General features: G+C 44.0%; 11 protein-coding genes. 7 read left to right on the top strand and 4 right to left on the bottom strand.

Annotated elements, in window-relative coordinates; all coding sequences use genetic code 11:
* Positions 1–165 precede the first annotated feature (165 nt).
* The 7 genes from RTV33_RS03975 to srtB all read left to right on the top strand — a co-directional run bounded on the left by RTV33_RS03975 (position 166) and on the right by srtB (position 9,552).
* Positions 166–1,626, top strand: coding sequence for a nicotinate phosphoribosyltransferase (locus tag RTV33_RS03975; protein ID WP_312641786.1), 1,461 nt, complete (start codon positions 166–168; stop codon positions 1,624–1,626).
* A 435-nt stretch (positions 1,627–2,061) separates the two neighbouring features.
* Positions 2,062–3,228: an ABC transporter substrate-binding protein gene (locus tag RTV33_RS03970; protein ID WP_312641783.1), complete on the top strand. Its 1,167-nt coding sequence runs from the start codon at positions 2,062–2,064 to the stop codon at positions 3,226–3,228.
* A 71-nt stretch (positions 3,229–3,299) separates the two neighbouring features.
* On the top strand, positions 3,300–4,214 hold the full coding sequence (locus tag RTV33_RS03965) for a branched-chain amino acid ABC transporter permease (protein WP_312641781.1): 915 nt from the start codon (positions 3,300–3,302) through the stop codon (positions 4,212–4,214).
* A gap of 5 nt (positions 4,215–4,219) precedes the next feature.
* Complete coding sequence (locus tag RTV33_RS03960; protein ID WP_312641779.1) at positions 4,220–5,308, top strand: branched-chain amino acid ABC transporter permease; 1,089 nt, start codon at positions 4,220–4,222, stop codon at positions 5,306–5,308.
* On the top strand, positions 5,305–6,075 hold the full coding sequence (locus tag RTV33_RS03955; protein WP_312641777.1) for an ABC transporter ATP-binding protein: 771 nt from the start codon (positions 5,305–5,307) through the stop codon (positions 6,073–6,075). The genes RTV33_RS03960 and RTV33_RS03955 overlap by 4 nt, the downstream gene beginning before the upstream one ends.
* Positions 6,068–6,790, top strand: a complete 723-nt coding sequence (locus tag RTV33_RS03950) for an ABC transporter ATP-binding protein (RefSeq protein ID WP_312641775.1) — start codon at positions 6,068–6,070, stop codon at positions 6,788–6,790. The genes RTV33_RS03955 and RTV33_RS03950 overlap by 8 nt, the downstream gene beginning before the upstream one ends.
* 260 nt (positions 6,791–7,050) lie before the next feature.
* Positions 7,051–9,552, top strand: a complete 2,502-nt coding sequence (gene srtB / locus RTV33_RS03945) for a class B sortase (RefSeq protein WP_312641996.1) — start codon at positions 7,051–7,053, stop codon at positions 9,550–9,552.
* 97 nt (positions 9,553–9,649) lie between these two features.
* Here the strand turns inward: srtB and RTV33_RS03940 are convergent, their stop codons facing one another.
* The 4 genes from RTV33_RS03940 to RTV33_RS03925 all read right to left on the bottom strand — a co-directional run bounded on the left by RTV33_RS03940 (position 9,650) and on the right by RTV33_RS03925 (position 13,933).
* The gene (locus RTV33_RS03940) at positions 9,650–10,444 is read right to left on the bottom strand and encodes an ATP-binding cassette domain-containing protein (protein ID WP_312641994.1); all 795 of its coding nucleotides are present in this window, start codon (positions 10,442–10,444) and stop codon (positions 9,650–9,652) included.
* Entirely contained in the window at positions 10,428–11,336 is a 909-nt protein-coding gene (locus RTV33_RS03935; RefSeq protein WP_312641773.1) for an ABC transporter permease subunit, read from the bottom strand. Before RTV33_RS03935 ends, RTV33_RS03940 begins: the two co-directional genes overlap by 17 nt.
* A 28-nt stretch (positions 11,337–11,364) precedes the next feature.
* Positions 11,365–12,396 carry an ABC transporter substrate-binding protein gene (locus RTV33_RS03930; protein WP_312641772.1) on the bottom strand — a complete coding sequence of 344 codons (1,032 nt, stop codon included), beginning with the start codon at positions 12,394–12,396 and terminating at the stop codon, positions 11,365–11,367.
* A gap of 400 nt (positions 12,397–12,796) precedes the next feature.
* Positions 12,797–13,933 (bottom strand): prephenate dehydratase domain-containing protein, encoded by a 1,137-nt coding sequence (locus RTV33_RS03925; RefSeq protein WP_312641770.1) that lies wholly within the window; start codon positions 13,931–13,933, stop codon positions 12,797–12,799.
* Positions 13,934–13,970 lie beyond the last annotated feature (37 nt).

Raw genomic sequence — 13,970 nt, 5'->3', positions numbered from 1 at the left:
CAATGTCTAGTGGGTGCGTACACTACATACGAATATGTTCCACAATGAATGGAACGGTCTGTATAAACGCACAAATACAATGTTTTTGCTTGCCTTACCGTTAATTTGTAATATAATAATGGTAAGGTTTTAGTCAAAAATTAAAGAATAATGGTAGGTGCTAGTATGAAAATGCAAGGCAGTGATGATAGAAATTTAACCATGCTGGTTGATTTTTATGAAATAACAATGGCAAACGGATACCTTGAGCACGGAATCGGAGACCGTGTTGCGGTGTTTGATATGTTCTTTCGTAAAATTCCCGATGGCGGAGGCTTCGCGCTGTTTGCAGGGCTTGAGCAGCTGATCAATTATTTAAATAATCTTAAATTTACCAATGAGGATATCGAATATCTGCGCTCCCGCGGTATCTTCTGCGAAGAGTTTTTAAACTATTTGAAGGATTTTGAATTTGAGTGTGATGTATGGTCGATGCCGGAGGGTACGCCAATTTTTCCAAATGAACCTGTCGTGATTGTACGCGGGCCTGTTATTCAGGCTCAGCTGATTGAGACAATGACGCTTCTTACCATTAACCATCAGTCTTTGGTTGCCACTAAGGCAAACCGTATTGTACGTGCGGCGCAGGGCAGAGGCATTCTTGAGTTTGGTTCACGCCGTGCTCAAAGCTATGACGCCGCAATACTTGGTGCAAGAGCTGCCTACATTGGCGGTTGTACCGGTACCGCCTGTGTTATATCCGATTTTCTGTATGGTGTTCCTGCTATAGGTACTATGGCACACAGCTGGGTACAGATGTTTGATACTGAATACGAGGCGTTTAAAAAATATGCAGAGGTTTACCCGGATAACTGCACGGTACTGGTTGATACCTATAACGTGATTAAATCTGGTGTGCCAAACGCGATTAAGATGTTTAATGAAGTGCTGCTGCCGATGGGGTACCGTCCGAAAGGTATTCGTATCGACAGCGGAGATATCGCATATCTTTCTAAAAAAGCTCGTATTATGCTGGATGAGGCAGGATTTTCTGATGTCGGTATCTGTGCATCCAACTCACTGGATGAATATCTGATTCGTGATCTATTGATTCAGGGTGCCAAGGTAGATTCTTTTGGTGTAGGTGAAAATCTCATCACCTCCAAAAGCGACCCTGTATTCGGCGGGGTATATAAACTGGCAGCTATCCAAAAGGAGGACGGCAGTTACGACCCTAAGATTAAAATCAGCGAAACAATCGAAAAGATTACAAACCCTCATTTTAAAACCATCTATCGTTTTTATAATAAAACAAATGGGCAGGCAATTGCGGATTGTGTCACCTTATTTGATGAGATTATTGATGAAACCAAGCCTTACACAATTTTTGATCCGGTTGCTACATGGAAAAAGAAGACGCTTACCAACTATACAGTACGCAAGCTGTTAACCCCTATTTTTGAAAAAGGAAAGCTTGTGTACGATTGTCCCGAGTTGGAGGATATTCGCACTTATTGTGAGGGACAGGTTGCAATGCTATGGGATGAAGTAAAACGTTTCGAATTTCCACATAGGTATTATGTCGACCTTTCGGATAAACTATGGAAAATCAAAAATGAAATGTTGTCAAAGTATAACGTAGAATAATAATAAAAAATAAAAGCGTAGTCATATTGGCTTTCGCTTTTATTTTTTTGCGAATTTGCAACATTTTGCAAGATTTTACATACAACCCTGCAAAAACAATATGTGTACTGTGAAAGCACATGTGTATTTTGTGAGAGGATTATGGAGATGTGTTTGTTTTTGGCTCGAAAACACAGTCAATATAACAAATAAATTAAAAAAAGTTAAATATAAAACATTTAAATTGTATAATAAAAATATTGTTTCTTTTTTAGATTAGTCTTGTGAATAAATTCATATAATGCCTTAAATAAGGTATTATACATCAAATATGGAGTTTTATGATTTTGTTCTTGCATGTAATACTTTAACGTGATATACTGTTAACATTCTAAATACAAAGTATTTAGAAATTATTAAGAGTACATATTAAAATTATGCAATGGAGGGTTTTACATGAAAAAAACAATAGCAATACTGCTGTGCGCTGCCATGGTACTGTCTGTATTCGCAGGCTGTTCAAATAAGGCGCCAGGGAATGCGGCTTCCGGCGATACGATTAAAATTGGTGTATTCGAACCTCTCACGGGTGCGAATGCTGCCGGCGGTGAGCTTGAGGTAGAGGGTATGAAGCTTGCAAATGAGCTTTATCCCGAAGTGCTCGGCAAAAAAATTGAACTCGTCGTTGTTGATAACAAATCAGATAAGGCAGAGGCAACCACAGCTGTTGCCAGATTGATTGAAAAAGATAAAGTATCCGTAATCCTCGGCTCATGGGGTTCGGGTTTCTCCATTGCGGCGGGGGACCTTGTAAAATCAAATAAAGTTCCCGCTATCGGTGCCTCCTGTACCAACCCAATGGTTACACAGGGCAATGATTATTACTTCCGTGTTTGCTTCCTCGACCCGTTCCAGGGAACAGTTATGGCAAACTATGCTGCTAAGTCTTTAGGAGCTAAAAAAGCCGCTATCATCCAAGAGGTCTCTAACGACTATTCTGTGGGTCTGGCAAGCTTTTTCGTAGATGCGTTCAAGAAATTGACCGGCGACGAGAACTGCATTGTTGCAACTGCAAACTACAACACCGGTGACCAAGATTTTAACAGCCAGCTCACCACTGTACTTGCAGCAAACCCGGACGTTATCTTTGCTCCCGGTAACTTTACCGAGTCCGCTATGATCATTAAGCAGGCTCGCAAGCTTGGCAGCAATGTGCCAATTATAGGCGGCGACACATGGGAAACCAACGAGTTTATTGAGGTCGGTGGTGCGGATGTTGAAGGTACTGTTTTGTCTACTTTCTTTGATGACACCAACCCCATTACCGCTGAAGCAACTAAATTCCTGGAGGCTTACAAAGCAAAGAACCCTGATAAAAACGTTGCTGCCGTAACCGCTTTGGGCTATGATGCCTATCTGCTGGCTTACAAGGCAATTGAAGCTGCAGGCTCCGCTGACCCTGTTGCAATTAGAGATGCGATTGCTGCAATAAAAGATCTTGAAGGTGTTACCGGTATTATCAACCTCACCGCAGAGGGTGATGCAGATAAGGATACTGCAGTAATCAAGGTTGTTAAAGACGGAAAATTCGCCTTCCAAGAAAACATGAAGGTTGACAAATAATCCATCCCTAAGAAGCATTAAGAAACAAAAATTGACGAGTGCTTCCTTCGAAAGGGGGAAGCACTTGTTGCATGAGAGGTGTTCATCCTATGCTTGATTTCCCAACCTTTATGCAGCACCTTGCCAATGGTATTTCTGTAGGCAGCTTGTATGCGCTTATTGCAATTGGATATACCATGGTATACGGAATACTGCGTCTGATCAACTTTGCACATGGCGACATCTTTATGATGGCAGCCTACTTTACCTATTTTGGTATCGCAGTGTTCAGCATTCCATGGCCTGTTACGGCAGTGCTTGTGATTCTGCTCACTGCACTGCTTGGTGTAGGCATCGAAAAAGCTGCGTATACACCATTGCGTGACGCACCGAAAACCTCCATTCTTATTTCTGCAATCGGTGTATCGTATTTATTGGAGAACCTTGCTACATATCTGTTTTCCGGTAAGCCAAAAGCTTTTCCCGAAATCGGCAACTTTGCAGATACTACTATGATCGGCAGCGTTTCGATTCAATATGTATCTTTTATCATTCCGGTAGTGGTCATTTTGTTGGTGCTCGGGCTCTTGTTTATCATCAACAAGACAAAGCTTGGCATGGCGATGCGTGCTGTTTCAAAGGACTATGAAATTGCGCGTGTCATGGGTATCAAAATCGATCGAGTCATCTCTTATACCTTTGCAATCGGTTCGGCCCTTGCGGCTGTCGGCGCATTGCTGTGGGGTGTTAAATACCCGCAAATTCAGCCAATGATGGGCGTTATGCCGGGGCTTAAATGCTTTATTGCTGCGGTTATTGGCGGAATCGGCAATATCAAGGGTGCAATGCTCGGCGGTTTTGTGCTGGGCTTGGGTGAAATTTTGCTGATTGCTTTTTTACCTAGCCTTACCGGCTATCGTGATGCATTCGCGTTTATTTTCCTTATTATTATTCTGCTTGTTAAGCCCACTGGCTTGTTGGGCGAGAAAGTAACTGAAAAGGTGTGATGAATATGAACCAGAAGAAAAAGAGAAATATTGTTCTGACTGTCGTATTCTTCATAATCTTAATTGGTGCAACCTATTTTGCAAATGAGAATATTGACTCTTACCTGCGTAGAATCATCAGCCTGTGTGCAATTTACACCATCATGGGGCTTTCTATGAATCTGGTGAATGGCTTTACGGGTATGTTTTCACTGGGGCAGGCAGGCTTTATGGCAATCGGTGCATACACTGTGGCGATTTTTACAGTTCCCGTCGCACAGCGCGCAACAGTTTTTTACATTGAGCCAATGGCTCCGGCAATTGCAAATATCCATATGCCGCTTATTGTGGCTCTTGTTTTGGGCGGACTGCTCTCTGCAGTCGTTGCTTTCTTAATCGGTGCACCGGTGCTCCGCTTAAAGGGCGACTATCTTGCAATCGCAACCCTAGGTTTTTCTGAAATCATTCGCATCGTGTTCACCAATTTACAGTCGATTACCAACGGCTCTCTTGGAATTAAGGGGATACCTACCATCAAGAGCCTTTGGTGGACTGTCGGTACGGCTACTATTGTAGTAGTTCTGATGGCATTGCTTATTCACTCTTCTTACGGCCGTGCATTTAAAGCCATACGAGAGGACGAAATTGCGGCAGAGGCAATGGGAATTAACCTGTTCAAGCATAAGGTTATTTCTTTTATGCTCAGCGGCTTTTTTGCCGGAATCGGCGGCGGTTTATTTGCGGCTTTGCTCGGCACAGTAGATCCAAAACAGTTTATCTTTACACTTACTTACAATTTCTTGCTGATTATTGTTTTGGGCGGAATGGGCAGCATCTCAGGTACCGTTATCTCCGCATTTATCGTAACCGCTGGGCTTGAATGGCTGCGCTTCCTAGACGAGCCGCTCACCATTGGAAACGTAGAGATACCTATCTTCCGTCCGGGGCTTCGCATGGTCGTATTTTCCATCCTGCTGATGTTGGTGGTTCTGTTCTACCGCAAGGGTCTTATGGGCACAACAGAATTGACATGGGATCGTATCATCGGCTGGGGCTCTAAAGCAAAGTCGGCATTTTCGGGCAAAAAGGCCGCAAGAGGGGGTGCCGCAAAATGAATAGAAATATTTTAAGAACTGAAAACATTACGATGCAATTTGGCGGTGTCACTGCAGTTAATAACCTTTCCATTGAAGTAAACGAAGGGGAGATAGTGGCACTGATTGGTCCGAACGGTGCCGGAAAAACAACGGCATTTAACGTTATTACCGGTGTATATGCACCTACTTCGGGTGTAGTCTTCTTTGAAAATCACCCGATTTATAAAAAATCACCCGACAAAATTACTAAGCTGGGCATAGCCAGAACCTTTCAGAACATTCGTCTGTTTAAAAATCTTACCGTATTCGAAAATGTACTCATTGCAAGGCATTGCCGCTCCAAAGCAAACGTGGTAAGTGCAATGTTCCGCGCAAACTATAAAGAAGAAAAGGCCATGCAGCAATCTGCAATGCATCTTCTGGAGATTTTAGGGCTGACTGATGTCAAGGATGAAATTGCCAGCAGCTTGCCTTACGGGCAGCAGCGTCACCTTGAAATCGCCCGTGCTCTTGCGACAGAACCAAAGCTGCTGCTGCTCGACGAGCCTGCGGCCGGAATGAATCCGCAGGAAACCGACGAGCTGACCGAGTTCATCCGGGATATAAAGGACAAATTCGGGCTCACTGTGTTTATGATTGAGCATCATATGGATCTCGTAATGGAGATATCAGATCGAATCTATGTGTTGGATTTCGGCGAAATGATAGCACGCGGCACACCGGAGCAAATCCAGAATAATCAGCGTGTTATCGACGCGTATTTGGGGGTGCAGGAGAATGCTTAAACTTAGTGATCTGCACGTATCTTATGGTGGTATCGAAGCGGTCAAAGGTATTAGCTTTGAGGTACCCGAAAATAATATCGTTACGCTGATTGGGGCAAACGGTGCGGGCAAAAGTACAATTCTGCGCAGTATTGTTGGTTTGGTAAAGCCTAAATCCGGTACGGTTTCTTTTCAAAATGAGGATATAACCGGAAAATCCTCTGATGAGATTGTTGCAAAGGGGATTACGTTGGTACCCGAGGGAAGGCGTGTATTCCCCAACCTTTCGGTGCTAGAGAACCTTAAAATCGGCGCATATATGCGAAAAGATGATTTAACCTCCGATCTTAACTGGATTTATGAGCTTTTTCCCCGCTTAAAAGAACGCTCATGGCAGATGGCAGGCACGCTTTCCGGCGGAGAACAGCAAATGCTTGCGGTTGGGCGTGCATTGATGTCCAAGCCAAAACTTATTATGATGGATGAGCCATCTCTTGGCTTGGCTCCTCTCGTAGTTCAAGGTATTTTTGATATTATTAAAGAAATAAACAAACAGGGTGTTACCATCTTATTGATTGAGCAGAATGCCAACCTAGCGCTAAAGGCAGCAAACTACGGCTATGTGCTCGAAACCGGCCGCATCAGTATGTCCGGAACCGGTGCAGAATTGCTTGCGAATGAGGATGTTAAGGCGGCATATTTAGGAAAATCCAAGAAAAAAGAGAAACATTTGTAATGAAAAAAAGGCCGGAGGATAATTCTTCCAGCCCTTTTTTCATGATAAGGAAATTGTTAACAATTTGTATTTGGAAATTTACAGGAAATGGTGTATAATGTTAAAGGCATTGGCACTTATCGGTGCTTATTTATAGTGCGCAAAAGTTTTAAAATTGACAAAACCATGCAGTATTTTAAGCAGTATTGCGCACTATGTATGTACAAACTAAAGATCATTCCGACATCGGTTCGATCATCAGGAGGCAACAAAACGTGAGAATGCAACAACAGCAGCCATCAGAATCAGACGGCAGAAAGATGTCAAGGCATCGCCCACGAAGAAGGAAAAAGAGTTTCGGTCAGCGCTTTGTCGAGAGTTACATACCCAACAAGCGCGACACCAAGCGCGAGCTTATCCGCAAAATTGTTTTAATTGTTGCGGTCATCGTGCTTATCAGTTCCGTTGTGTATATTGCCAGCTATTATGGCGAATCGGGTAACAACAAAGAACTAAACGCCAGCCTACAAAGCGTATGGGAGATGGGGCTTGATGAGAATTATGAGGTAAACAGTAATTACCCCAAAGGGTTCCTTAAAAAGTTTGCCCCTCTCTATGAACAAAACAAGGACATTCGTGGCTGGATTAAGATTGACGGTACTCAATTAAATTATCCTGTGATGCAAACCGAAAACAACAAAGATTATGACCGTACCGACTTTGAAAAGAAGAGCAATCAGCACGGTGTGCCGTTTGCAGATTACCGTGTAGATCTGAAAAAGCCCAGCACCAATACTATTATCTATGGACATAATATGACGGATGGGCAGATGTTCGGTGAACTGCTCAACTACAAATCTCTCAGCTACTACAAAGAGCATCCGGTTATCAACTTTGATAGCGTATATGCCGAGGGACAGTATAAAATTGCGGCGGTAATTGTCTGTAAAGCAGACGATCCCGATTTTCTCTACCATAATTTTATCAACGCAGAAAAAAATGCCGCTAAATTAACAATGGAGCAGTTTATTTCAAAGATAAGGGAACGCTCGCTCATTAACACAACGGTTGACATTAAACCGAGCGATAAGCTGATTACTTTGTCAACCTGCGATTATTCCTTTAAAGACCCTGTTACGAACAAGCGGATTGCGCGCTTTGTTGTTGTTGGCCGTAAGGTTCGCGAGGGTGAAGATTCCACTGTGGATGTTGCCAACGCCAAGCTGAACCCCAAACCTGTTATGCCAAAAGAGTGGGCTCAATTTATTGAGAAACAACGGGCTGAGGAGCTAAAAGCTCATCAGGAGGCAGAGGCCAATAAGCAGTACGGTCCCATCCGTGAGGAAGCTAAAAAATGGTTTACTGCAAGCGAACTTGAAAAAATTAAAGATGAAGACCTTGAGGTTGAGTTGGCACGCCGCAAGGAGACGATGTCCCAATATCTTGATGCAAATGAACTTGCAAACCTCTCGGCGGACGAAAAGGTTGCTCTGTTGAAAGAGCGCCAAAATGGAGCCGATTTGGTTGAAGCAGCACGTGAGGCAATTCTTGATAACCCTGACCTTGCTTGGATGACCAATGATGAAGTAAATGCATTTGCAAAAGAGCTCGCTAAGGCCAGCAAAAGCAAATGGCAATCTATGATGAACCAAAGGGCGGCTTCAGGCGATGCAAGCATTGAGCTTGATATTACCTCTTTCAAAATCATGAAAGGTGAAACACGCACACTGGTTGCCTATACAAATGGCGGCAGTGGGGATGTGAAATGGTCAAGTGATAAACCTACAATTGCTGACGTTAAAAGCGACGGAACTGTTGTAGCACGAAAGAAAGGTATCGCTACGATTACGGCAACCTACAGCGGCAGAGCCGCTACCTGTAAAGTTGAGGTTACCAACGAAGAGGTTATTGAAACAACCATCACGTTGCCTTCTACTGCTGAGGTTCAAAAGGGTGGTAATTTAATGCTGACGGCGGTCGTTACCCCCGAAGATGTTGCAGCTAAGGGCGTTACCTGGAAGATTACCGGAGGAACAAAAGATGCTGTAACGATTTCTCCGGACGGTTCCGATTGCTTCGTAACCGGTGTGACCGAAGGCAAAACCACCGAAATCACAGTCACCACCAAGGATGGAAGTAAATCGGCTGTCTGCAAGGTTACGGTTAAAGCTGCGACAGAGGTTGCTTCAATCACACTAAACAGCACCTCTCATACTATGAAAATAGGTGAAACCTTTGCATTAAATGCTACGATAGCGCCGGCAGGTACCGAAGTGAAATGGAGTATCTCCGGCGATGCGGCAAGCATTGCGGCAAACGGAACAGATTGCATTGTAACCGCAGTTAAGAAAGGCCAAGTAACGGTAGTTGCTACACATGGAAAAGATCCTAGCAAAACTGCAAAATGCACCATTGAAATTACAGAGGCTGCGCCACCGGAGGAGGTTGTAACAATTACTCCCTCTGAGGTTACTTTAGAGGTTGGCAAAGCTTCCGTTCTACACCTTTCCAGTGAAAACATAAAAGCGAAATCATGGAAGAGCGATAATGCTGCAGTATCCATCAGCGGCAGTGACGAGATCAGCTGTACTATTTCTGCCGATTCAGCGGGCAAGGCGACTATAACTGTAACGCTTGCCAACGGCAAAACCGCTACTTGCAGGGTAACGGTAAAAGAGGCTGCACCTTCAGGTGGTAACAGCGAGCCGCCGAGTAGCGCCAGCGAGCCCGCTGACGCTAACAAACCAAACAGCTCTGGCCCAGGTACTGCACCTGTGGCTTAACTAAAAGGTTTATTAGTAGTGGCATGCACACAAACGCAAAATAGTAAAAAACCTCAAGGTCAATGACCTTGAGGTTTTTTTACTCAGTGTGTACTATTTATACCAATAGCATTCTGTCGTTATCTAGTTTCTTGCCGCTCTTTTGAGAAAACATTTGAACCAGCTTGTCGACTGTTATATGATCGCGTTCTTCGCCTTTAATATCCAAGATAATCTGGCCGTCATCCATCATAATCGTACGGTTACCAAGCTCCAAAGCAGACTGAATGTTGTGTGTAATCATCATAGTTGTGATGTTATCTTTCGCTACAATCTGCCTTGTCATATCCAAAACTTTATCTGCCGTGGCGGGGTCGAGCGCTGCAGTATGCTCATCCAGCAGCAGCAGCTTTGGCGTTACAATCGTCGCCATCAGCAGGGTAACAGCTTGCCGCTGGCCACCCGAAAGCAGCCCCATCTTAGTTTTTAGGCGATCCTCCAAGCCTAAGCCCAGCTCGGATAAGCGCTCTTTGAAAAAGCTGATATCACTTTTTTTCACACCAATACCAAATCCGCGGCGGGTTCCTCTTTGGTAACACAATGCCAGATTTTCCTCAATGGTCATAGATGGTGCCGTACTGCGCATTGGGTCTTGAAACAACCTGCCAATATACTTGGCCCGCTTGTATTCGGGCATAAAGGTTAGGTTGATCTCATCCAGTTCAATCTTACCGGCGTCGCATAGAAAAGTGCCTGCGATAGAATTAAACAGAGTGGATTTTCCTGCACCGTTTCCACCTATGATTGTAACAAAATCACCTTTTTCTAACTTGAGGTTAATCTTGGTCAGCGCTTTCTTTTCGTTTAGGGTACCAATATTAAAGGTCTTGGTGATATTATTTAACTGCAGCATCCCGTTCACCAGCCTTTCTCATTTTGCTAAGTACCACTTTATTTTTTACAACAGGGAAGGAGAGAGCTAATGCAACAATTACAGAAGAAATCAGTTTGAGGTCAGATTGTGAGATATTGGCGCGCAGTACCATTGCAATGATAATACGGTAAACAATCGAGCCAAGCGTTACAGCAACAACATGCTGAAGCAATGTTCTGCTACCGAATAGAACCTCGCCGATAATTAATGACGCCATTGCAATAACTACCATGCCAATACCCATGTTGATATCGGAAAACTGCTGATATTGTGCGATTAATGCACCGGCGAAACCAACGATTGCATTGCCAATTGCAAGACCAACCGCTTTGGTAAAGTCAGCATTGATGGATGAGGAACGCACCATGTCCTCGTTGTCACCTGTCGCACGGATGCTCATGCCGAGCTGTGTTTTAAAGAAAAGAACAAGCAGCGAAATTAAAATGACCATAAGCAGCAGTGGTAAAACAAGCTTTGCAAGTTGGTCACCTACCAGTTTTTTCATTGGCTCAAACACAGTAGGTATATTGAGCAGCGAAACATTTCCACGCTTTTGCATAATACGCAGGTTTACCGAGTATAGGGCTGTCATTGTCAAAATACCCGATAAAATGGGCTGTATCTTCATTTTTGTCTGCAGAAACGCGGTAACCAATCCGGCCAAAGCGCCTGCAGCAATCCCAATTAGCAAACCAAGAAAAGGGTACCCCGCTAATGTAAGTACTGCTGAACATGAAGCACCCAGTGTAAAGCTGCCATCCACCGTTAAATCGGGAACATTTAAAATGCGAAACGATACAAAAATACCCAATGCCATAAATGCGTAGATCAATCCCAGTTCTACCGAACCTTGCAAAGCCATAAAAGTCATTGCGTAAACCTCCTAAAGTATAGTCGCCTTATTTTGCGGTGCTTGTTTTTACAATTTGTGCAGTGGCTTTTATATCTTCAGGGATGGTGATGCCCAATTCCGCGGCGGTGTCTTCATTGATAATCGTACCAAAATTATTGAGAGTTTCAACGGGGATTTCAGAAATTGGGGTACCGCTGAGGATTTTATCTGCCATTGCTGCAGTTTGCTTGCCTAAATTGGTATATTCAATGCCAACGGTTGCAAACCCGCCGTCCATTACCATGGAATCAGCGCCAACATAAACAGGCATTTTTGCCTGAAGCGCAACATCGGCCAAAACCGGCATTGCAGAGGCAACAACGTTATCAATAGTGGTGTAGAATGCGTCACACTGCCCAACAAGGCTTTGTGCCGCCTGCTGCAGCTCAGAAGTATTGGTAATGGATGCTTCGGTGTATGCAATACCGTTTTCGTCACAGTACTTTTTCGCTTCGTTGATCACTGAAATTGCGCTAACTTCGCTGGTGCAATATAAGAAGCCGTATTTTTTTACATTTGGTGTCAGCTTTTTGGAAAGCTCAAAAATTTGATCAACAGGGATAGCATCGGAGGTGCCGGTTGCGTTGCCGTTTGGTTTACTCAGGTCGGTCATCAAGTTTGCCGCCAAAGGGTCGGTCACTGCAGAAAACAGCACCGGAATATCTTTGGTTGCGGCCGCAGCAGACTGTGCGGAAGGGGTGGCGATTGCAACAATTAAATCTGATTTATCGGTAACAAACTTTTGTGTAATAGAGTTGAGTGTGGATTGGTCTCCCTGTGCATTTTGGTAATCGATCTCCACTTTGTCTTCACCATAGCCAAGTGCTTTAAGTTCTTCTAAAAATGACTCACGAATGGTGTTTAGCGAAGGGTGCTCTACAATTTGTACTATACCAATTTTAAGTTTTTTGCCTGCCTCAATAGGTGCGCTGCCGGTGTTTGCCTCGGGCGAAATGCTGGTTGATGGTGCCGCGCCGCAGCCCGAAAACACCATGGATGCCATTATAACTGCCAAAATAACCGATAATACCTTTTTCATAACAAATTTCTCCTTCAAAATATTGATTTTGTTGGTTTGTTTAAAAGGTTAGGTGAAAGAGTAGATATGTGTTTTTTGCGCCGGCTGCAAAAAAACAACAAAAAGCACCTGTCCTCTTACAAGGACAGGTGCAAACCTGCGGTACCACCTTGATTGATACATTACTATGTATCCACCTTTTACGGAATGCCAACACATTCCTCACTCTGTAACGTAAGCTTGACGTCGTAAAATACTAAGCAATCGCTTTTCATTACGCCCTCAGTGGTCCATTTGTCCAATCCGCTTTCTATCGGGCTTTCAGCTGCCCCGACTCTCTGTAAGTGCGCCTTTGGTTTTATCTCCACCTCATCGGTTTAATTTATTAAAGCACATCTTTTAAACTTTGTCAACCACTTTTTTACAACTCATGGTAGTTGCCTAAAAACTCAAAATATTCGCATTGCTGTTCTAAGCGCGTTAACAACTTTATAATTTGCTCGTTTGCCAGATTTCCGCTGAAATCAAAGTAGAATAAAAACTCAAAATCGGTATCCGGCAGGGGGCGCGACTCTAGTTTTGTGAGATTCAGCTCCAGCATTGAAAACTGCGTGATCAGCTTATAAAGCGAACCTGCCTCATGCGGTAAAGTCAGTGCAATACTCATTTTATCCGCATCGTCAGTTAGAATCATATCGTTGCTGATTGCGATAAAACGTGTATAGTTACGTTCTGCACTCTTGATTTCATCCAAAACCACATCCAGATGATAGATAGCAGCACATTCTCGCGATGCAATTGCCGCCACACCGCGGTCACCGCATTCTGACACAAAGCGGGCGGCGGCGGCTGTGTTAGAGTACAAATGTACCCGAATGTTTGGATGTGCCTGCAAAAAGTTCTCGCATTGGCTGATTGCCTGCTCATGCGAATAAATATCCGTGATTTCATCCAGCGATACGCCGCGCTTTGCAAGCAAGCAATGTGATACCTCCAGCTTTAGCCCACGAACAATGTGAAAGCGGTACTGCTTCATTAGATCGTATACATTATTTACCGAGCCAGCGGTGGAGTTCTCAATGGGCAGTATGCCAATTTCACATTCACCATTTTTTACGCAGCGGAAGATGTCGGCGAAGTTTTGGTGAAAATGCAGCTTTCCTTCTGAAAACATTTTTCGTGCGGCAATGCTCGAATAGGCACCGTCTACCCCTTGGCAGGCAATTACCGGGGTTTTGGGCAGCTCTTTATTTACCTGCAACGCATGACTGATTTTTTCGCTGAGGGGTGAAGTACCCGTAAGTTGATTGTTTTGCTGAGCTTTACTCAAATCCATGATTGTAGTAAAGAGGAAGCGCGTGCTGTCTGCAAGTTCAGCTCCGGCAAGAGCAGCCACACGGTCGAGCACCTGCTTTTCACGCCCGGTATGGAGCACCGAAAGATTATTCTGCCTTTTATACTCGGCTACACCATGCACTATATTCATTCGCGCTTTGAAAAGTGACACGATTTGTTCATCAATTTCATCAATTTTCAAGCGCATTTCCTGTAAATCCATTGGAATCCCTCCGGTTTATCTGTAAAGTAAAATAACG

This window comes from Hydrogenoanaerobacterium sp. (assembly GCF_032017025.1).
GTDB lineage: Bacteria > Bacillota > Clostridia > Oscillospirales > Ruminococcaceae > Hydrogenoanaerobacterium.
This window is presented reverse-complemented; position numbering and strand designations above follow the sequence as displayed.

Bases quoted from the DNA above. Each gene is read 5' to 3' on its own strand.
- RTV33_RS03975 (WP_312641786.1), top strand. From the start codon at position 166: ATGAAAATGCAAGGCAGTGATGATAGAAATTTAACCATGCTGGTTGAT.
- RTV33_RS03970 (WP_312641783.1), top strand. From the start codon at position 2,062: ATGAAAAAAACAATAGCAATACTGCTGTGCGCTGCCATGGTACTGTCT.
- RTV33_RS03965 (WP_312641781.1), top strand. From the start codon at position 3,300: ATGAGAGGTGTTCATCCTATGCTTGATTTCCCAACCTTTATGCAGCAC.
- RTV33_RS03960 (WP_312641779.1), top strand. From the start codon at position 4,220: ATGAACCAGAAGAAAAAGAGAAATATTGTTCTGACTGTCGTATTCTTC.
- RTV33_RS03955 (WP_312641777.1), top strand. From the start codon at position 5,305: ATGAATAGAAATATTTTAAGAACTGAAAACATTACGATGCAATTTGGC.
- RTV33_RS03950 (WP_312641775.1), top strand. From the start codon at position 6,068: ATGCTTAAACTTAGTGATCTGCACGTATCTTATGGTGGTATCGAAGCG.
- srtB (WP_312641996.1), top strand. From the start codon at position 7,051: ATGCAACAACAGCAGCCATCAGAATCAGACGGCAGAAAGATGTCAAGG.
- RTV33_RS03940 (WP_312641994.1), bottom strand. From the start codon at position 10,444: ATGCTGCAGTTAAATAATATCACCAAGACCTTTAATATTGGTACCCTA.
- RTV33_RS03935 (WP_312641773.1), bottom strand. From the start codon at position 11,336: ATGACTTTTATGGCTTTGCAAGGTTCGGTAGAACTGGGATTGATCTAC.
- RTV33_RS03930 (WP_312641772.1), bottom strand. From the start codon at position 12,396: ATGAAAAAGGTATTATCGGTTATTTTGGCAGTTATAATGGCATCCATG.
- RTV33_RS03925 (WP_312641770.1), bottom strand. From the start codon at position 13,933: ATGGATTTACAGGAAATGCGCTTGAAAATTGATGAAATTGATGAACAA.